This is a genomic window from Thalassobacillus devorans (assembly GCF_011761345.1).
Taxonomy (GTDB): Bacteria; Bacillota; Bacilli; order Bacillales; family Halobacillaceae; genus Thalassobacillus; species Thalassobacillus devorans.
Genome location: NZ_JAASRY010000005.1, coordinates 15,913 through 34,336 on the forward strand (window position 1 = coordinate 15,913; position 18,424 = coordinate 34,336).

Consider the following 18,424-nt stretch of genomic DNA (forward strand, 5'->3'; position numbering starts at 1 on the left):
ACTTGGCTTAAAAACCTATAAATTTAAAGAGCCTCTCATAAGTTCACTGAACTTTTGGGAGGCTTTTTCTTCCATATTTTCAGTGATATGCGCATATATGTTCATTGTGGTATTAATATCCCCATGGCCTAAACGTTGCTGAATTTCTTTAATCCCAACACCTGCTTCTATGAGAAGAGAAGTGTGGGTGTGTCGTAAAGAGTGAGGAGTGAGGTTTTTGTCTATCCCACTTAGTTTCAATAAACGTTGCATTCTTGTATTTACCGTCTTTAAAAATTCAGGATATCCTGGATTATTGATTTCTTTGGCAAAGACGAAATCTAATTGATTGTAAGAACCGCTAGATTTTTCAATGAGTTTGTTTTGGTGCTCCTTGTGTTTTTTTAACACCGTTATCACATCTGGATCCAACTTAATAGTTCGAATCGATCCTTTTGTTTTTGGAGTAAGCAATTGGTATTCTTTTGTACGATTTGAAGGATTATAGTAGGTCTTTGTCACTCTTAGAGTTTCTCTAGACATATCGATATCTGTCCACTTTAATGCCATAAGTTCTCCAACACGTAATCCACTATAGGCTAAAGTTAAAAACATGGGAAAGTCTTTATCAATTCCATCTTCCTTTGCAGCTGTAAGAAAACGAATGAGTTCAGGTTTCTCCATGAATTTAATTTCTTCTTTATTGTTTTCAACTTCCTCAACCGTTTCTACTTTACGTGGAATTTTAGCAAACTCACATGGGCTATTTTTAATAATGTTAAATTCCACAGCTTTTTTAAATACCATCCGACCTGTTGAATGTATACCATCAAGCGTGTTAAAAGCATAACCTTCTTTATAAAGAGATGTGAGCATAGCTTGATACTGTTTTCGGCTGATATCTTTTATCTTCTTATGGCCAAAGAAGCGATTTAGATGATCTAAATTATGCTTTCGATTTCTTACAGAGCTTATTTTGGCGCTTTCACTATATATTTTAATCCATTCTAAAGAGAAGTACTGGAATGTCGTATCTTGTTCTTTGACATATGTGTTCTCATATACTTCCTTTTCAATTTCTGCTGCAGCGAGTTGGGCTTCTTTTTTCGTTTTAAATCCACCCTTAGATGAAAATTTCTTTTTTCCAGTAATGGGATCTCTCCCTAAGTAAATCTGGCAATACCACTTATTACCTCTTTTTCTGAAATTAGCCATAATATTTCTCTCCTTTTTACATTATGCTACTTGGTTATGGGTTAATATTCGGTACAACTCTCCTTTTAATTTGTTCTAATCGCTCCGCACATAAGTAACTAGGAATTTTAAAATCTTTAGACCATTGCTCAATAATATTAGGGCTATGTAACGAATAATCTTGTATCATATGAGAAGGAAGAGCAGCGTAAAGAGTAAAGTGCTTAGCATCTCTCTCCTGTAGTTCGTAAAAATCTTTAGGCATCATCGATTGACATCCTGCATGTCGCAAAGCATGACAGAGCTCATGAAAGAATTGTTCTCGTTGAACAACATTAGGTAATCGACTATCTACTACGATGGATTTTATATTGCCGATTCTTATATAACTAGCTTGAATCGGTCTAAATTGTAGAGAAATTTCATTCTCCCATCCAATATCTTTAATATCTAAATCTTCAGGGTGGAAAAATTCATGTTGGATGTACCATTGAGTAACTATGTCTTCAAGAGCAGTGGTTGTATAGTAGGGGAATTTCATGAAGTATCACCATCCTTGAAAACATTATAAGAACATATGTTCGATAAAGCAACGTAAAAAAGCACTATTGTATATAGTGCGAATATAATTTTAGCAATCTATATATTTTTTTATTAGAGAAACCTTGTTGGACAAGTGATATAATAGTTTTAGTACAACTCCTCTAATTAACTTCAATAATTTAACTTCGTTTCAGAATCCCCAATAAGAGATGGTGATCATTCTTGAAAGACGTATTGATTATGACCCAAGCATATGAACTACTATACAATATAGAAGTTATATTGAGACAAACCATTAATGAAAAGATGAGGACTGGGTATGGTATTGCCTGGGAACATCGTATTAAAGAGAAGCATAGTTTCGCTAATTGCTATTACCACGAATTAATCCCATACTTTGCAAAATATTCTCCCCTTCAAAAAATTTTCACAGAAAAAGAGCGTAAACAACTTTATCAATTAACTCCAATAAGAAATAAAATTTGCCATATGAAAAAGCTGGATCCTAACGATTATACCTTTCTTAAAGAGTGTCATCTCTTAGTGAAAAGGACTTGCCAATATTACCATGAACCTATATAAAAATAATTTATGTTATCTAGAGACACAATGAAAGAGCAGTATATGATTAGTGTAAACTTCTTACAAGACTTTTGGGATTCTAGATTTGATACCTTTTAAAATTTTTGATAAACCTAATTTCAAAAATAATGATTATAAAATGATTGCTGAATTTATTTTAGATAAGGTAAAAGAAACAGAATGGTTTTCTAAGCTTACAAATAATAAGAAGAGGTTCTCTTACACTTATAGATTTCTATCGGAACATAAATTACCTCTAGATAGCCATTTTCTTCATACCTTTCCTAAGAGTATAAAAGTGTACCAAGAAGCTAATAAAAAAAGTATTAATAAAAAGTAATCCACGACTAGCCTTTTGGAAATGTAATATAAAGAGCCCCGTACAAAAGGGGCCCAAGTCAAGTCTGTACCTAGGGGAGCAATTATCATTATTTGACCCAGATTTGACCAAAAAAGGCCAAGGGGTCATTTCAAAGGCTGTAAAGAGATTATGGAATCCTGTACACTTTTACCTCGCCTGACAACCTCTTGCAAAGCCCCTCGTAGTCCCCCTTAATTGGTTCATTCGTGAATTTAACCTTGGAAGCAGGAAGGGTTTTGTTTACATACACTTCATCATCAAACAATTTTTCGGTACTGATGCTTCTGCTTCTCCAGGTACTTCCATCGATATTGATCCTCTGGTATATATACATAGTTATCTCCTCCTTACCTTATAATCGTTTTAAGGAGGAGATTTGGTGTTATATGTCATTTACTCTTTGTAGGCTTTGGCAGCATGTTTATTAGCAAAGCGGTATAAGTAAACGGTTTCGACTGAAGTTGTATATTTATATAATTTTATCTCGAAACTGAGTCTTCCATATAAGGGCAGGATTGTAGAAGACACAGTTTCGAGATATTAATTCAATAAGAGCTTTTTAATACTGGGTTTTAGAAGATTGAAATTGTAGCCTTACATAAGTAAGTATGAGTAAATGGTTTTAGGCGTGTAGAATTTAATCGAAGGAGCATATTATATGGTTGACTTGAGTCGGAAATATTCTTGGAACGGAAATGAAGCATTGATTAATGCTGCTCATATGGTAAATGAGTTACATGGTGTAAATGACTTACAAGTAGAAAACTGGTTAGATTATGATGAAGTTGATTTATTAACTAAAATCTCAAAGCCTCACAAAGAAACATTATTACATGACTACATTAGTTTTATTACCTTTACAATGTATGAGTATACACTGGATAAACATTTTCCTATGGCAGTAATCAATCCACTAGTAGAGCTTATGAACATATATGACGTGGATTATTCTTATTTAGGTGAAGCTCCTTTTATTGGTTTGGACGATGAAGATCTCCATCTCTATGGGTATGATCAAAATTTGGTGGAAAAGTTCGCACATAAGATTTTTAAACTTTATGGAGAAAAATTAGAACCTACTATGGTTAGTGATATATTTACAGTACTTTTTGCAAATAAACAATTTCTATATGAATTTAACAAGCAACTCCAAGAAGTGGTAGAGGTTCTGAAATTGAAAGACCACCCGGACTATTTAAAAAAAGATGGAGTATTTAAAAGGTGTAAGTATTTGCCGAAATGGTTACAAAAAGGTGTTTTTATGAGGGATAAAGGTAGGTGTCAAATCTGCGGAACAGATTTGACTAAAGTATTACATTTAGACAATCAAGAGAATTATGATCATATTATCCCTTTAGAATCTGGGGGGACGAATGATCCAACTAACTTCCAGTTAACTTGCGAACATTGTAATAAGTCAAAAGGTGACAGAAGCACGATGTATCACAGTTTAGGAGCTAGATTTTGGGAAAATGAGAATCTTTTCCCAAAATAATTTTATAATTGTGTATGTTCTCGAATGTTATAGCTGTTATCTTTTGTATACGTGAGTCATCAAGAGTTCTGTAATATTAGAAGATGACCTTGCGACTTATAACAAATCGATCAGATCGCAATTTACTTTAAATTAAAGTCTTAACAATCGAGGCGATTATTCAATAAGAATATCGCCCTTATTTTATTTAATTAATAATTAGACAGGATTGTTGAAGGTTCAGCTTCAATGTAAACTGTTATTATACAGGTTTTGGAAATATGAGGAGGGAGTTTTTTGAGTATTAAATTTATTCCTGATGAATTAAGACAAGAGGTAAGTGATCTGTTAGATTTTTTTGAAAGACATTCTATTGGGTGTAACTTTGTATTAGACGATTATGAAGAAGACGATGAAAAGGAAGTAATAGATGAGAGTTATGAACTAGAGGTTTTGTTTCCAGAATCTTATTCCGAAGAAACCTTTACCATTGGTGAATTACTTGACATAGTTTATGAAGCTCATCGAGTCAAAGTTTTTAATGAATATAAGTTTGTTGGTAAAAGAGTAGCATTATTCTATATAGACAGTCAGTTACAAGAATTAATGCATGTGTATGGTATTGATATACCTACTACAAAAGAAATAATAGACGACCAAGAATACGTTATAGAAGTTGTGAGTGGTTTAACAAGCTATGGAGTTAAATTGATTATGGATAAGAAATTTGACGACCATGTTCCTCCAGTAGATGATAGCTACGATAATTTTATAGAAGTTCGTGCTGAAGACTCGATAGATCAGAGTGTTGCAGAAAGCTTAGTTGAAGCATATTTGTTTGAGCTGAAATCTACTTTAGGGATCAGTATTCATCTCTCTGCTAGGCTAACCAGTGGTGACTCTCACTATGATGAGCTCGATTACAATGAAGGTACATCAAGGCTTAGACCTTTATTACGCGGGAAGGGAGTAGAGGAATTATTAAAGTTATATAATTCTTCCTTAAATACTTCAAACACTGAAATCCTTGTATTGACTTATACAAAAGTATTAGAGTATGTTTCTCAGACAGTTATACAACAAGACTTAATTAACTCTGTTACGAAAAAATTGTTTAGTTCAAGAGCTCTCAATCCAGACGCAAACTACATAATGGAGTTAAGCAAGGTTTTCGAAGAAAATAGAACAAATAAAAAGGACTATCATGCTATTAAATTGACTATCGAAACATGTTGTGATTTACATGAAATTATAGAGCAAGCACCGAGGTTTTTAAGGTTTACTAAGAAACTGGATCATGACAGCAAAGATACTGATAAAATAAAAGCCTTGGAAGAAGTGGCTAATGCTATTAGTAATACTAGAAATATGTTCGCTCATGCTAAAACAAATTATGAAAAGAAGGGTATGGAATGTCCTCCTGAACAGTTAGGTGACTTCACCAAGTGTTTAGATGTTCTTACACAACAAGTTATTAGGTGGTTTGCTAAAGAGCATGAAGATAACAGAGTTGTTTAATATTTAAAGGGAATTTATAGAGAGTATCTTGAAATCAAGTCTTTCAGTATAGGGGGCAATTCTTTAACAAGGATTGCCCGATTTCATATTTGAAACAAATTCTGAAAGAAAGGAGAAATGATAAATGGAGTGCCAATTTTGCGGTAATAAAACAAACGAAAATGATCCTTATCCTACGATTTGTGAAAGTTGCTATGATGAAATAAATCTTGAAAGCCCTTCTGGAGAATGGATAAATTACGAGTAATCTTTTATAGGAATACGCACATATTATGTAGTAATTTATTCAAGAATAGGTAGCTTAAATAACATTAGATTGAGTTAAAACAAATATTTTGAAATAATCGGTAGTAATTAGGTGAGAAAAGGAGATTATATGTGAAAAAAATTGAAGCAATTTTTATAGACCGAGATGGAACCATTGGTGGTGACGATACTGTCCACTATCCAGGGGAATTTGAACTTTTTCCTTACACAGCTACTGAGATTAATAGATTAAAAAGAGATGGAATAAGGATTTTTTCTTTTACAAATCAGCCGGGTATCTCTAAGGGTTTAGCTAAAGAGAAAGACTTTGAAGAGGAGCTACTAGCGTTTGGGTTTGATGATGTCTATATGTGTCCACATGATCATAATGAAGGGTGCTCATGTAGGAAACCCAATACGGGGATGTTAATTGAAGCTCAAAAAGATTACGAGTTAGGTCTTGAGAACTGTGCAGTGATAGGGGATCGTTGGAGTGATATGGTTGCTGCTTCAAGAGTAGGAAGCATAAATATCTTAGTTAGGACCGGAGCTGGTGAATCTTCTATTTCTGAACATTACGATAAACTGCAGGATGTAAAAATAGATTACATAGCAAATAATCTTCTGGAGGCAATAGATTGGTTGTATGAAGAATATTTAATAAGTAGTAATACTTAACCTTAATTCCAGATAAGGGGGCGATTGTTCAATATAGACAATCGCTTTTTAACTAACTGGACAGATTAGTTTAATTGAAAATTTAAAAATCAAAGTACAAAGAGCAAGTTCTGAAGAGGAGAGGCTAAAATGAAAAAGAAAGTGAACTATTTGATTTTACTTTTGATGACCATCTTTATAGTTGGATGTAGCGACAACGTAGAAGATGCATCCGCAACAGATGAAAAAACAGATCTACAAGAAGAGACCGCAGTTGAAACAAATGTAAATAGTGAAAAGGAAGAAGAAGCAGATCCACAAGGAGAAGCCGCAGTTAATACAAAGGAAAAGGAAGAAGCTGACACTACGGTTGTTGAGGAGCCAGTAGTAGAGGAAACGCCAACCGAAACTGATGATGAACTGTTTTCAGGATACGAACTAATAGAGGTAGATGGTGGTGACTTAAGCGGAGATAGAGAATCAAATGTAGTAGTAGATATAGGATTTGGTGACAGGGAGTACTGGGCATTCACTAATGAGTACGGTCAATTAGTAAGAGTCGTTGCTGACGAAATTATTCTACAAGATGATAAAACGGAACCAGTCCTATCGAGTGGCAGATACTTCTCTGACGAGGCTAAAGTTCCAGGTGTCGAAAGTGATGTATTAGATGAGGGTCACATTATTGCTGACTCTTTGGGTGGGGTATCTAACGCCTATAATATTACACCTCAAGAAAGTACTCTTAACCGACATGGTGACCAAGCGTACATGGAGGATGCGATACGTAAGGCAGGGGGCGCAACTAATTTTGAAGCAGTCATCTCTTACTCAGAAACGGACACACAAATACCTTCAAAGTATCAATATTCATACACGATAAACGGTAACGAGGTTGAAGATACTTTCGATAATGTAAATCCTGATGAAGTTAATGAGTCGTTAGGATTAACAGGTGGTAACGAATCTTCTAGTTCAGATGACTCTATTTCTGATGAAAAAGGAGATATTTCTAGCGTTGATACTAATGGTAATGGGCAAGTAACAATTAAAGAAGCGAAAGACGCGGGTTTCAGTATGCCGATAAGAGACGACCATTGGTTATACCCTTATATGCGAGATAATGATGGAGATGGTATGGTTGGAGAGTAAGCCTCTAGGACTGTGAAAACAAAATAAATTAACGCAAGAACATTTTCTTCGTTGGACGATTTATACCAATTTGCAAAATTCAAGATTATGGGGATATGTCCTTTGTTCCGTTAAAGGGAGCTTATCTGTAATAAAGAATATTGAGGTATATGTAAGAGTTAATTCTTAAACAAACAAAAAAGCAGGTAACTTTTTTAAGTTATCTGCTTTTTTGTGCATATATAAAATGCAACCTATTATGACATGATTTATTCCTTGTTCTTGTTTTCGCGCTCCTTGGATCTTCTTAGTAAGTATTGAAAGTAACTTTCCAATTCCCGGATTTGCTCTGGGCCCATAGCCTTCCATTTTTCTAAATCGAAAAATGCAGCATCTTCAATCCCATACTTATCCATGAGCTCATTTATTTCATTGATAGTATTGTACTCATTTTCTTTTGTTTCGTTTACTGTAGTCTCAGACCTACCTAATAAATAATCAACACTCACATCTAATGCATTAGCAAGACTAATTAGCATCTCATTTGAAGGTGTACTATAACCATTTTCGTAGTTACTAATTGTACCCTTTGTCGTTTTAATCTTATTTGCTAATTCATTTTGAGTGAGTCCCTTGGTTTTTCTAGAATATTTAAGTCTTTGTGAGAGCATTTTTAGTATCCTTTCACTTTTTCATGTACAAGATTATTGTACCATCTTTCTAGGTATTTATAGATATTTTTAACTAAAGTACAAGAATCTTGTTTTCATCTATTGACATACAAGAATCTTGTACATATACTTTAAGTACAAGTTATTCATACTAAGGAGGTGAAATAGTGAAGAATAAACGTTTAAAAGAGGCAAGAATTCAAGCTAACATGAGTCAAACTGAGCTTTCTGAATACTTGGGTTACAAGGGAAAACAAAGTGTAGCTAATTGGGAAAATGGATATTCAACACCAACTCTTAAAGTAGCTATTTGTTTAGCAGAAGTTTTGGGAAAAAATGTCCATTATTTGTTTGGTTATAAAGTACAAGATTCTCATACAAAAAACGAGGAATTAAAATCTAACGAAAGAAAGGAAATGATTTAATTGTTTGAAGCAAAATTACAACCTGAAGCTGATTTCAATAACAAGGTTTACGATATTTTTTATGAAATTGCAAAAAAAGCCCATGAAGATGTGCAAAAAGAAACAGAATTACCATACTTGTTAGATCGCACTAAATTAGCCAAATATGTCTTTAATGTAAGTGTACAGTCGTTAGACGCTCATATTTTAAGGCGAAAAGATTTTCCAAAGGTTCATGTTGGAGGACGGACACTTTACCCTAAAGATCTAGTAATAAACTGGATTAGAGATCATGTTGAGGTCTCTGATCAAACAGCTCCAGAAAGAAATTTTGGCGTGATATAACTCTATAAATCTATCATATATTATTTAGTTACAACTACTGGTACAAACCAAGGGGTGAGTTCAATTTATAATAGTAAGGCTGCAGATATCATGAAGAAAACAAGAAAAGGAATTAATAAAACACAGCAACAACTGGCAATTGACATGCTTCAATCTAGAGAGTATATCTCAAAGCAAGAAAGGGGAGAACGGAAGATTCCCCCTGTAACCACCAAATATTTTATAGAGAAATACAATAGTCCTTGGCTAGCACTGGAAGCAGTTAATGAATATATCGGATGGGGGATTACACAGTTAGATAGCCCGAGGGCTAATAGCGATAAATATTTTCTTCAGTTGTTACTAGAGAAAGAGTTACTGGAAGCACTTGAAACCATTGCTCAAGTGACATGGACGAAAGATATAGATTATGTTCACTCTATGGAATTGCAAGATATCCATAGATCTGCTGAGACAATGGCTAGTGTGGTTCACTTTTCAACGCTTTATTTAACAAGTTTATGTGAAACATATAATATCAGCTGGTTAAGGGTGTGGAGAAAACATCATTCTGATTTAAAGACATTGGGCTATCATTTTTAGTAAATAGCTAGATAAGAAAAGAGGTGAAAGTATGCAGGGGTGGGTAAAGCTTCACAGGAAAATTCTCCATAGTGAAATTTTCGAAAATGAGAAGATGTTGAAAGTCTTTATATACTGTCTAACTAAATCTAGTCATAAAGATACTGAATCAAGAGTGGGGAGACAAAAGGTAGAAATTGAACCTGGGCAATTCATATTTGGTAGAAAAAAAGCTGCATCTGAGCTAAATATGACTGAATCCACCGTCCGTGATTATATAAAAACATTAGAAGAAGATGGTGTGATTACGGTTAAAACCACCAACAAATATAGCATCGTAACCGTTGATAACTGGGCACTTTATCAATCGAATGGTGAAGAATACGACAACAAAACAACAGCAGATAAACATCAAAAAGACAGCTCCCCGACATCAGAAAGACAGCAAAAAGACACATACAAGAATGAACGAGAACTTAAAGAAGTTAAGAATGTAAAAGAATTTATTACTACAACTACTTCTGAAGCCATGAATAGTGAGTCCGTTCAATTTTATCAAAACAATATCGGAGTATTACTTCCTCATATTTCTAATGAAATAGCTGGATGGAGCGAGGAGCTTGGCGATGAATTAACAATTGAAGCCATGAAACGTTCTTTGGAACGAAATAAGATTTCATGGGGATATGTGAAGAGTATCCTTCAATCTTGGCTGAATAAAGGAATTAAAACTATTGAACAAGCTGAAGCTGAAGAGGTTGAACATAGAGATAGAATTTACCACAAACGCCAGTTTTCTAAAGTACCATCAAGTCAGGAAGTAATACCTGAATGGTTTAAAAACCGTAACGAACAAAAACAAAATGAAAATAAAAAACCAACTATTGAGGATACGGCCTTAGCAATTGAGTTAGGAATTAAGTTAAAACGATCCAGGGAGAATATTCTAGAAGCTATTCATAACAGATATGATCTTTCGGAAAGAGACCTACAAGCTATACGGGAAGGGAAGAGCTCAGCTAAAGAAATCTTATTAAACAAAACGAATTTGAAAGTCGTAGGAGATCCATGACCTTATTTAAAAGGGAGGTGGTAATATGAAGACATCCGGCAAACATCGTTTAGCTTACTATGATATTTCATCACAAGCAGATAACGTAAAAACTTTTGAAGGGAAAGTGTACAATATTCACGGTCTTTGGGCGATAGATAGAAATGGTGCTGCTGAAAGGCTATCTAAAATCTATTATCGAATCCGAACTGTGAAAGACAAACATTTTAAAACAATTGCAAAACGGAAAAATCCTATGAGTGAGCTGAAATCAGTAAGGTAAAATATAACGATTTTAATACGTGCTTGAACAGCACTTATTGAACATTGAAAAGTACATATCTAAGTTAGGAAAAGAAAAGTCACGGGATTTTCCTAGCAGTCGATCAGCGTTCGGTGCGTGTAACGTGAAACGTATCTTGTGACTGGGAAAAGCATTGCATCAATAATGGTTATACTCTTGAGGTGAGGCATTGCCAACGAAGCTCTGGAGAGTTTGACCTAGATGCATAAAGTTCTACGTATATGCTAGAAACGTTGTGCATTGCAGCAAAGGCTATTCGAATGTTGCATAGGGTTGATTGTACCTAGCCATAAACAATCAAATAATTTTATTCCTTTCCATAATGTGGTTTTTTGTTCGAGTAGGTGTTAGAATCGTTATACAAATCACTTAAGAAGGGAATGATCTGATGAAAAGACATTGGATTGGTGGTTTGGCTGGATTATTATTGGCCTTAATTCTCGTAGGCTGCGGAGCTGAGGGAGCCACTGGCCAAGTCGAGTCTTTATCACCTGATGAACTTAAAAAATACACCGAAGACAATAATCAAGCTTTTATATTGCTAAATAATACGGAAGATGAAAAAGAGAGAAAAGATAACATTAATCTAGTAGAAGAGCAAATTAAATCAATTAGTGTAAAAGAAATAAATGCTAAGTCGGAGGAGATGTTGGATAATAATTTAAAACCTGACGACTTAGGACTTAAGGATATCCAGTTTGAGACATTAGGTTACTACGAAGATGGGACCTTAGAAAAATATGTTTCTTTAAGAGATGTTGATTATTCTTCAGAAGATGAAAAACAAAAAGCAATAGAAAAATTTATAGATGAGACTACATCATAAGAGAAGTGATCTTTATTAGATCGCTTCTTTTTTATGCCAAATTTCTTTGAAGGGGGTGATTATCATGGGTGCTACGAACCGTGAACTAAAACAATCTAAAGACTTGGTTCAGACTCTATTAACCATTCAGGACCTATCTTATAACGATTGGCTGCATAGCAAACATCAAGAGTATATTCAGGAAAATCAAGATGTAGTCATGAAATCTTTGCTGCATTACAAAGGGATAAGTGAAGAGAAGGAAGATAAAAATTTTTAAAGGAGCGAATGAATGATGAAACTAACTAATTTTGTTTTCCTATCTGCCATAAGTAATTTACAGTCTACAGGTGCTTCCATTCTTACAGCCATGCAATTGCTTGGGATTATTTCGGCAGCTATTGCTTTTGGTATAGGGGCTTACCATCTTATCTGGGGTGGAGTAAGAGGCCGTCAAAGCTCTATTGTATGGTTTATTGGTGGTGCCGTTGGGCTTGTAATTCTAATGGGAGCTACAGCTATCGCTGAATACATTGACAGTCAGGTGATTTTTTAAGGGGGTAGGGTCCATGAAGGTATTATTCACATCAAAAATGGATGGTGAAATTTCGAGCTTTCACCCTTATTCCTTCCAGGAAGTTGTCTTGCTAACGGAAGAATTGGATACTAAATTAAAAAAGAAAAATGCTAAGCCAATTACGCTTGATTTTATGATATTTAATGAAGAGGGAGACAAGCTGTACAACGGCTCCTATGAAGTGGGAGCAGAAGGAACATCAAATATTTATGACCATGTTTGTCAAAAGCTTTTACAGTTACCTATGGAAAATAAAAATGAAGAAACAAAAAGGGATGTCTTTCTTCAACAATTAACTTCTAATACACCACCATCGTATCAAATTGATATGACAGAAGTTTTGAAAGAGAAGGAACTACAAAAATCGAGTTGGAAGCAACTTGGTAAGCGTGGCAAAATATTTGTGAGTGTTATCAGCACCACGTTAATGGTAGCCATAGTTACATCCATCATTCTACTTATACTTCTAAGCAATCAAGGCAAAGATCTAAGAGCCACGACACAAGAGCTGGAAAGAATGGGTGAGGTAAAAACGGCTTATGAAGGTTATTGGACAGGTGAGCAAAAACAAGCTGTTGATCAGTTACAAGGAATGGGAACATTAACGGAATCGGAACGTCAAACATTGCTTCATTTTCTGGTGGAACTTAAAAAGTATGATCAAGCTTTTCAATATGTAGGAAAGGAAAACATTTCTTTTCTGGCTGAGCAAGTTATGCAAGTTCATGGTCTAGAAGAATTGACTTCCTTTCAAAAATCTCATCCGAGTCCTTTAGGTGAATTTAAACTAGCCTTTCATAATGGAGAATACAAACAGGCGGTAGATATTCGAGATATGCCGATGTCTCCTAAACTCTATAAACAAAAGGGAATTGCTTACTTGAGGATTGATAAATTGGAAGAAGCAAAAAAGATGGCCAGTGAAGCGAAAGACGATGAACTGAATAAAAAGATTAATGAGTATCAAGAAATTGAGGAACAGTTGACTAAAATAAATAGCCAAATAGAAACAGAGAAAAAGTCAGAAGACCAAAATCAATCTAAAATCGATTCGCTTAAAGAACAACAAGATGATCTGGAGAGTCAAAAGAACAATATATAAGAGGGTGATTCATTTGAAATCAGTCATTGCTAAAAAACAGGTGCTTATTCTATTAAGCATCTGTTTTTTTATATCCACGATGCTGGTCAGTACTTTCCTATGGAATCTGGGATATGCCATGTGGTCAACCTTAAAGACTTTCCCAGAATTCAGTAAACCAATAGAAATTAAAGCTTCATTTTTAACAGATTTTCATATTCAGGAACAACCACTCTACTATGGCATAGCTGCCTTAACTGGTTTTGTCGGCATAGCCCATATGATTTATAAACTTAGAAGTAACTTTAAACCAATAGGTACAGACGAAAAGGGTTCTCAGAGATTTGCAACGAGAAAAGAAATTCAACGACAGTACAAGGCCATTCCTGATCGAAAACAACCATATCAAGGTAAAGGAGGCCCTGTTTTATCTAGAAAAGGGGACAAAGCTTTTATTGATCCGTCACCTGTCAATAATTTAATTATTGGTACGACAAGAAGTGGTAAGGGCCAAACCTATGTTATTCCAACCATAGATGCTTATTCTCGTGCTGAACATCAGCCCTCTTTAGTCATCAATGACCCTAAAGGGGAGTTATTTGCTTCTAGCCGGGATACGCTAGAGAGAAGAGGGTATGAGGTTGAGGTTTTAAACTTAATGAATCCAATGCAAAGCATGAGCTTCAATTTGCTGGAGTTGGTTAAACAATCTTATAAGGATGGGGATTATTCTACAGCCCAAACGCTTTGCGAAACTATTACTCATATGCTTTACCACAATCCAAACGCTAAAGAACCCATGTGGGATGATTCAGCTAAATCACTTGTGAATGCGATGATCCTTGCGGTTACAGAGAAAAGCATAACAGAAGGGATGGAAGAGAAAATTACGATGTACACGGTCGCCAATATGCTCTCGGAGTTAGGGACTAGAAATGAGGTGGATGAAGATGGTCAAGAATACAATGCATTGGATCAATTTTTCCAAGAACTACCCCAATCACATGTAGCAAAAGGTCAATATGCAACGAGTAATTTTTCTAAAGGGAATACTCGATCAAGCATTTTTACGACAGCTATGAATGGATTGACTAAGTTTACAATGAGTGAAACAGCTAAAATGACAGCAAAAAACTCTTTAGATTTAAAAAGAGTGGGCTTCGGTCAAAGTATTAAGGGGCGAGGTGATCCTTTTTCCAAAGTGATGATTTCATTCCCGGATGGATCCACTGAAATCAATCAATCAGGAGAGAGTGGGACATGGACCATTAACTTTAAAAACTCTTTAGAAGCCGGAGATCATTTAGTTATTTCTCAAGACTCGGCACCTGGTACTTCAAAAGATAAAGAAGTTCAAAAGGATAGCTCGACGATTCGGATTGACAAAGTAGAGAAGGAAACGGGCAAGGTTTCCTTCTCTTATATTTCTGCTAGCAGCACTATGGAAGTAAAAGAAATTATTTACTCCAATAAGCCTATTGCTGTGTTTATGGTTACACCCGATTATGATACGTCTACTCATGCTATTCCGTCTATTTTCGTTAGCCAATTGTATTATGTATTATCAAAAAATGCAGCCATTGCCAAAGGACAAAAATGCTTGCGAGAAGTGGTCTTTATGTTAGATGAATTTGGAAATATGCCTGCGATAGCAGATATGGAAAATAAAATCACGGTATGTTTGGGAAGAAACATTCGCTTTCACTTAGTTGTTCAATCCTATGCTCAATTAAAAGATTTGTATGGAGAAGATGGGCAAGCCACTATCCGTGGTAACTGTGGGAATGAAATTTATATATTGAGTGCTGACTATGATTCTGCTTCCTATTTTTCTTCCAAGTTAGGAAAGAAAACGTTAAATACTCAAACACGGTCTGGATCTACTTTTTCACTGGATAAGTCAAAAACGGAAAGTACGGAAGGAAGAGATCTTCTAACTGCTAATGAACTGCAGGAATTGGAGGAAGGAGATACGGTAGTGCGACGTGTACTATTACGTCGTGATAAGAAAGGAAGAAAGATTCGTGCCTTTCCTATCTATAATACAGGAAAATACAGTATGAAATATGCTCACACGTATCTTAGTTCAGAATTCCGTCCAGGGCGATCGATTACGGAAGAAGAGATTTCTACCCCACACCGCCATGTTCATCCAGCAGAATTAGTTATTGATTTCCAAACTGGCTATTCTAATAAAGCACAGACAGACGAGGCGGCAGAGGATATGGAAAATCAATCGCAATATGGACCATTCAGTGATTCAGAACCATCTACGGAATGGTGGAGGAAGGAAAAAGTAGGAGAGTTCTTTGATAAAAGCACATTCTCACTGATCCATCAACAAATTGCTCCTCATTTAGAACACAGTGAGGAGGAAATGAATGAGGAACCTATGGAAGCTTTTCTTTATAACTTAAAGCTTTTAGGCGATCATCAAGTAATTAACCGACAAGTGTATAGTCACATTCGCAAACAAATAGATAAATTAATTGAAGAACAGGAAACACCAGTGGAGCAGGGATGAAAAATGGGAAAATAATAAAGGTGGTGATGGAGTGTCCGATGAAGAGCTTATAGAGATATTGTTAAGGTTTTCCGAAGTTTTATCAACGAATAATATCTTCACATCTGGGTTAAGGATTGTAGGATGGGGAACGATATTATTCTTGAAAATGATTGTTGATGGTTTGGAAGGAATGGTTGATCAGGTCTTAACCTTAACTGACTTCTTTTCGAGCGATCCCGTGACTAACTTTCTCGAAACCATCCAGCCAGTTCTCTATATTCTGCTGGCCATCTCATTGGGAATGATCGGCTTTAGATTAATCTTTAATAAAGAAAAGAATCGATCTGAAATTCCAATGAACCTATTTATATCCATCATGACAATTACCCTGTTATCTTTTGGAATGGGGAAAGTGGATGACTTTACTGGAGATGCAATGGACGTAGCGAAAGTACAAACAGATTCTTTTACCACCTCTGATCGAGTGATGGAAGACCATATTACAGATATTTCTGTTTATGATGAATATGGATGGGAAGACCCAGAAGTAGAAAACCGGCACCATGTTGCTCCTAGTAACATTGATAAAATTTCTATAAATGAGACGATGACTAAGGAATTCGAGAAAGCAAATGGAGATCAACTGACATCTAAAGGGAAAGAAATTTTAATGAATAAGGTAGGATTAGAATCAAATGGCGAAGAAGGGCTTGTTGAGCTAGGAAAAAGTGGTCTGTTTGATTTCCTTCCAGAAAATTATTACAGGTGGCATGTGGACTGGTTTACTGTCATTGTAACCCTTTCCGTTATGGCTTTTACCATGATATTAATATCCATTAAAGTAGCTAAGCTCTGTTTTGAGCTTGGCTTTAATCATATCGTGGCGCTAATTATGGCGTATTCGGATATATCCACGGGCCAGCGATTGAAAGCGATCATTAAGAATATTGGAAGCATTTTTGCTTCTCTTATCATGATTTTCTTAAGTCTACGTGTGTATATGTATTACACAACCTTTATAAATTATAATCTTGAAGGACTTGGGTATTTGATTGCTTTGATTGCAGGAAGTTTGGCCGTCATTGATGGTCCTAATATCGTACAAAAGCTCTTTGGAATTGATGCTGGATTGAAAAACGCCTGGCATGTTGCGATGGGTGGTTATCTAGCTTCTAAAACACTCGGACCTCCCGTGAAGAAAGCTGCAGGACCTATTACAAGTGGTGGTGCATCAGCCTTGATGAATACAGGTGCCGGGACAGCTGGAGCAGTCGCTGGTATCTATGGGCGCAAAGGTGATGGAAAAGCGCAGACAAATGGAAAAAGTGATCCATCCTCTAGTTTCTCTTCAAAAGAAGGAAACAGAAGTCGAGGAAACCTGCAAAAGCAAGAGCCAAGTCCAATGACATCCAATCAGAAGGGCCAAAAAGGTTCTTTAGGAGGAAAGGAAACCAGAAGATCTGAGGAAATAAATAGTCCTTCTACTCATGAAAATCAGGGGCTATCACAGCCTTCTTCAGGGAGGGGCTCCTCTATGGCCTTTCTACAAGAAGGTTCCCCAAGAGGATTGGGCGTCCCGTCTTCGAACGACAGCTATGATCAGCCTTTATCTAATAAACCTAAAGAGAAGGCTGATCAAATAGCAGCAAGCACCAAAACAAAAATATCAGATGTAAAAGCTCCAGAAAGTACAGATGATATTCCTATGCCAAATCAATATAGAACAGAGCAGCGAACGATAGGGAATTATATGAAAGATCGCATGGGTGAGAGATTCAATAATAATCCTAAGATTCAGAGTGCAAAAAGGACGTATAACTTATCACGAAACACTACGGAGAACTGGATAAATAAAATTAAGAAACGCGGGCCTGAGTCTTAACTTGGTCCGCGCTTTGTTATGAAGGAGTGATTTTATTGCAATACAAGATTCCATCCGAAATTGGAAGTGAGTTGAAGATCAACCGTCTATTTTACCTTACAGACTTACTTGTGGTCCTCATTCTCGGCGGCATAGGCTTTACATTCCGGTATGTCGTTTATTCTTCATTCGTTTGGTACTATGCGATCTTTTGGATCTTATTAATGGTTGCTTGGTTGATCCGACCCAAAACGAACCCCAAACTGCGTATGGCCAAAGCTTTGTTCTTAGCTGTCACAAGGGACCGAATTGCTTATTGTGCCATCGATAAAAAAGAGAGGGAGGATGGTAAGGATGAGAATCAAATATGAAGAGTTTAATGACGAAGAATATGCCTTCCAACAGTTAAAGGTACTTCTTGAAGAACAGCTTGGACGAGACTTAACAAAAATAGAAGCACGGAAGATTCGGTGGTTGTCTGGATGGGAGCAAGAAACGGTCGGCGTATTGTTTGACCTGATTCAAGAAGTAGCAGGTAAGGAAAAAAGCATGATAACCATAAGGATCATATGA

At 35.8% G+C, this 18,424-nt stretch carries 22 protein-coding genes; 18 read left to right on the forward strand and 4 right to left on the reverse strand.

The window, feature by feature from the left end; translation table 11 throughout:
* Positions 1-15 precede the first annotated feature (15 nt).
* Both FHS45_RS15330 and FHS45_RS15335 read right to left on the reverse strand, forming a co-directional pair.
* Positions 16-1,194 carry a site-specific integrase gene (locus FHS45_RS15330; protein ID WP_062440515.1) on the reverse strand — a complete coding sequence of 393 codons (1,179 nt, stop codon included), beginning with the start codon at positions 1,192-1,194 and terminating at the stop codon, positions 16-18.
* Positions 1,195-1,228: 34 nt separating this feature from the next.
* On the reverse strand, positions 1,229-1,714 hold the full coding sequence (locus FHS45_RS15335) for an ImmA/IrrE family metallo-endopeptidase (protein WP_062440513.1): 486 nt from the start codon (positions 1,712-1,714) through the stop codon (positions 1,229-1,231).
* A gap of 224 nt (positions 1,715-1,938) precedes the next feature.
* Here FHS45_RS15335 and FHS45_RS15340 point away from each other — a divergent pair, with 224 nt between their 5' ends.
* On the forward strand, positions 1,939-2,298 hold the full coding sequence (locus FHS45_RS15340) for a hypothetical protein (protein ID WP_062440510.1): 360 nt from the start codon (positions 1,939-1,941) through the stop codon (positions 2,296-2,298).
* A gap of 488 nt (positions 2,299-2,786) precedes the next feature.
* Here FHS45_RS15340 and FHS45_RS15345 read toward each other — a convergent pair whose 3' ends face one another.
* The gene (locus tag FHS45_RS15345) at positions 2,787-2,993 is read right to left on the reverse strand and encodes a hypothetical protein (protein ID WP_062440504.1); all 207 of its coding nucleotides are present in this window, start codon (positions 2,991-2,993) and stop codon (positions 2,787-2,789) included.
* 324 nt (positions 2,994-3,317) lie between these two features.
* On the opposite strand from FHS45_RS15345, the gene FHS45_RS15350 reads away from it, so the two are divergent.
* The 4 genes from FHS45_RS15350 to FHS45_RS15365 all read left to right on the forward strand — a co-directional run bounded on the left by FHS45_RS15350 (position 3,318) and on the right by FHS45_RS15365 (position 7,706).
* Positions 3,318-4,154, forward strand: a complete 837-nt coding sequence (locus tag FHS45_RS15350; protein WP_062440501.1) for an HNH endonuclease — start codon at positions 3,318-3,320, stop codon at positions 4,152-4,154.
* 276 nt (positions 4,155-4,430) lie between these two features.
* The gene (locus tag FHS45_RS15355) at positions 4,431-5,651 is read left to right on the forward strand and encodes a hypothetical protein (RefSeq protein WP_062440498.1); all 1,221 of its coding nucleotides are present in this window, start codon (positions 4,431-4,433) and stop codon (positions 5,649-5,651) included.
* A gap of 378 nt (positions 5,652-6,029) precedes the next feature.
* A complete protein-coding gene (locus FHS45_RS15360) occupies positions 6,030-6,575 on the forward strand; it encodes an HAD-IIIA family hydrolase (RefSeq protein ID WP_062440495.1) in 546 nt (181 codons plus the stop codon).
* Between the two features lie 129 nt (positions 6,576-6,704).
* Positions 6,705-7,706 carry a DNA/RNA non-specific endonuclease gene (locus FHS45_RS15365; protein WP_062440492.1) on the forward strand — a complete coding sequence of 334 codons (1,002 nt, stop codon included), beginning with the start codon at positions 6,705-6,707 and terminating at the stop codon, positions 7,704-7,706.
* A 248-nt stretch (positions 7,707-7,954) separates the two neighbouring features.
* On the opposite strand, the gene FHS45_RS15370 is transcribed toward FHS45_RS15365, so the two are convergent.
* Positions 7,955-8,356: a helix-turn-helix domain-containing protein gene (locus FHS45_RS15370; protein ID WP_062440489.1), complete on the reverse strand. Its 402-nt coding sequence runs from the start codon at positions 8,354-8,356 to the stop codon at positions 7,955-7,957.
* A gap of 167 nt (positions 8,357-8,523) precedes the next feature.
* On the opposite strand from FHS45_RS15370, the gene FHS45_RS15375 reads away from it, so the two are divergent.
* From FHS45_RS15375 to FHS45_RS15435, 13 genes are all read left to right on the forward strand, one after another.
* Complete coding sequence (locus FHS45_RS15375) at positions 8,524-8,781, forward strand: helix-turn-helix transcriptional regulator (protein ID WP_062440485.1); 258 nt, start codon at positions 8,524-8,526, stop codon at positions 8,779-8,781.
* A complete protein-coding gene (locus FHS45_RS15380; RefSeq protein ID WP_035507905.1) occupies positions 8,782-9,105 on the forward strand; it encodes a hypothetical protein in 324 nt (107 codons plus the stop codon).
* A 90-nt stretch (positions 9,106-9,195) separates the two neighbouring features.
* On the forward strand, positions 9,196-9,687 hold the full coding sequence (locus FHS45_RS15385) for a helix-turn-helix domain-containing protein (RefSeq protein WP_062440482.1): 492 nt from the start codon (positions 9,196-9,198) through the stop codon (positions 9,685-9,687).
* Between the two features lie 31 nt (positions 9,688-9,718).
* Positions 9,719-10,738, forward strand: coding sequence for a DnaD domain-containing protein (locus tag FHS45_RS15390; protein WP_062440479.1), 1,020 nt, complete (start codon positions 9,719-9,721; stop codon positions 10,736-10,738).
* A 25-nt stretch (positions 10,739-10,763) separates the two neighbouring features.
* Positions 10,764-11,000, forward strand: coding sequence for a hypothetical protein (locus FHS45_RS15395; RefSeq protein ID WP_062440476.1), 237 nt, complete (start codon positions 10,764-10,766; stop codon positions 10,998-11,000).
* Between the two features lie 409 nt (positions 11,001-11,409).
* A complete protein-coding gene (locus tag FHS45_RS15400) occupies positions 11,410-11,847 on the forward strand; it encodes a hypothetical protein (protein ID WP_035507911.1) in 438 nt (145 codons plus the stop codon).
* A gap of 64 nt (positions 11,848-11,911) precedes the next feature.
* On the forward strand, positions 11,912-12,106 hold the full coding sequence (locus FHS45_RS15405) for a hypothetical protein (protein WP_035507912.1): 195 nt from the start codon (positions 11,912-11,914) through the stop codon (positions 12,104-12,106).
* A gap of 12 nt (positions 12,107-12,118) precedes the next feature.
* Positions 12,119-12,382 carry a hypothetical protein gene (locus FHS45_RS15410; protein ID WP_062440473.1) on the forward strand — a complete coding sequence of 88 codons (264 nt, stop codon included), beginning with the start codon at positions 12,119-12,121 and terminating at the stop codon, positions 12,380-12,382.
* A 13-nt stretch (positions 12,383-12,395) separates the two neighbouring features.
* Positions 12,396-13,505: a hypothetical protein gene (locus FHS45_RS15415; protein WP_062440470.1), complete on the forward strand. Its 1,110-nt coding sequence runs from the start codon at positions 12,396-12,398 to the stop codon at positions 13,503-13,505.
* Positions 13,506-13,518: 13 nt separating this feature from the next.
* Positions 13,519-16,008, forward strand: coding sequence for a VirD4-like conjugal transfer protein, CD1115 family (locus FHS45_RS15420; RefSeq protein ID WP_062440467.1), 2,490 nt, complete (start codon positions 13,519-13,521; stop codon positions 16,006-16,008).
* A gap of 31 nt (positions 16,009-16,039) precedes the next feature.
* Positions 16,040-17,872 carry a pLS20_p028 family conjugation system transmembrane protein gene (locus tag FHS45_RS15425; RefSeq protein WP_062440464.1) on the forward strand — a complete coding sequence of 611 codons (1,833 nt, stop codon included), beginning with the start codon at positions 16,040-16,042 and terminating at the stop codon, positions 17,870-17,872.
* A 26-nt stretch (positions 17,873-17,898) separates the two neighbouring features.
* On the forward strand, positions 17,899-18,222 hold the full coding sequence (locus FHS45_RS15430) for a DUF5592 family protein (RefSeq protein ID WP_229717921.1): 324 nt from the start codon (positions 17,899-17,901) through the stop codon (positions 18,220-18,222).
* Positions 18,206-18,424 (forward strand): hypothetical protein, encoded by a 219-nt coding sequence (locus FHS45_RS15435; RefSeq protein WP_062440458.1) that lies wholly within the window; start codon positions 18,206-18,208, stop codon positions 18,422-18,424. Before FHS45_RS15430 ends, FHS45_RS15435 begins: the two co-directional genes overlap by 17 nt.

Coding starts and splice junctions, on each gene's coding strand:
- FHS45_RS15330 (WP_062440515.1), bottom strand. CDS start 1,194: ATGGCTAATTTCAGAAAAAGAGGTAATAAGTGGTATTGCCAGATTTAC.
- FHS45_RS15335 (WP_062440513.1), bottom strand. CDS start 1,714: ATGAAATTCCCCTACTATACAACCACTGCTCTTGAAGACATAGTTACT.
- FHS45_RS15345 (WP_062440504.1), bottom strand. CDS start 2,993: ATGTATATATACCAGAGGATCAATATCGATGGAAGTACCTGGAGAAGC.
- FHS45_RS15350 (WP_062440501.1), top strand. CDS start 3,318: ATGGTTGACTTGAGTCGGAAATATTCTTGGAACGGAAATGAAGCATTG.
- FHS45_RS15365 (WP_062440492.1), top strand. CDS start 6,705: ATGAAAAAGAAAGTGAACTATTTGATTTTACTTTTGATGACCATCTTT.
- FHS45_RS15370 (WP_062440489.1), bottom strand. CDS start 8,356: ATGCTCTCACAAAGACTTAAATATTCTAGAAAAACCAAGGGACTCACT.
- FHS45_RS15385 (WP_062440482.1), top strand. CDS start 9,196: ATGAAGAAAACAAGAAAAGGAATTAATAAAACACAGCAACAACTGGCA.
- FHS45_RS15390 (WP_062440479.1), top strand. CDS start 9,719: ATGCAGGGGTGGGTAAAGCTTCACAGGAAAATTCTCCATAGTGAAATT.
- FHS45_RS15395 (WP_062440476.1), top strand. CDS start 10,764: ATGAAGACATCCGGCAAACATCGTTTAGCTTACTATGATATTTCATCA.
- FHS45_RS15400 (WP_035507911.1), top strand. CDS start 11,410: ATGAAAAGACATTGGATTGGTGGTTTGGCTGGATTATTATTGGCCTTA.
- FHS45_RS15405 (WP_035507912.1), top strand. CDS start 11,912: ATGGGTGCTACGAACCGTGAACTAAAACAATCTAAAGACTTGGTTCAG.
- FHS45_RS15410 (WP_062440473.1), top strand. CDS start 12,119: ATGATGAAACTAACTAATTTTGTTTTCCTATCTGCCATAAGTAATTTA.
- FHS45_RS15415 (WP_062440470.1), top strand. CDS start 12,396: ATGAAGGTATTATTCACATCAAAAATGGATGGTGAAATTTCGAGCTTT.
- FHS45_RS15435 (WP_062440458.1), top strand. CDS start 18,206: ATGAGAATCAAATATGAAGAGTTTAATGACGAAGAATATGCCTTCCAA.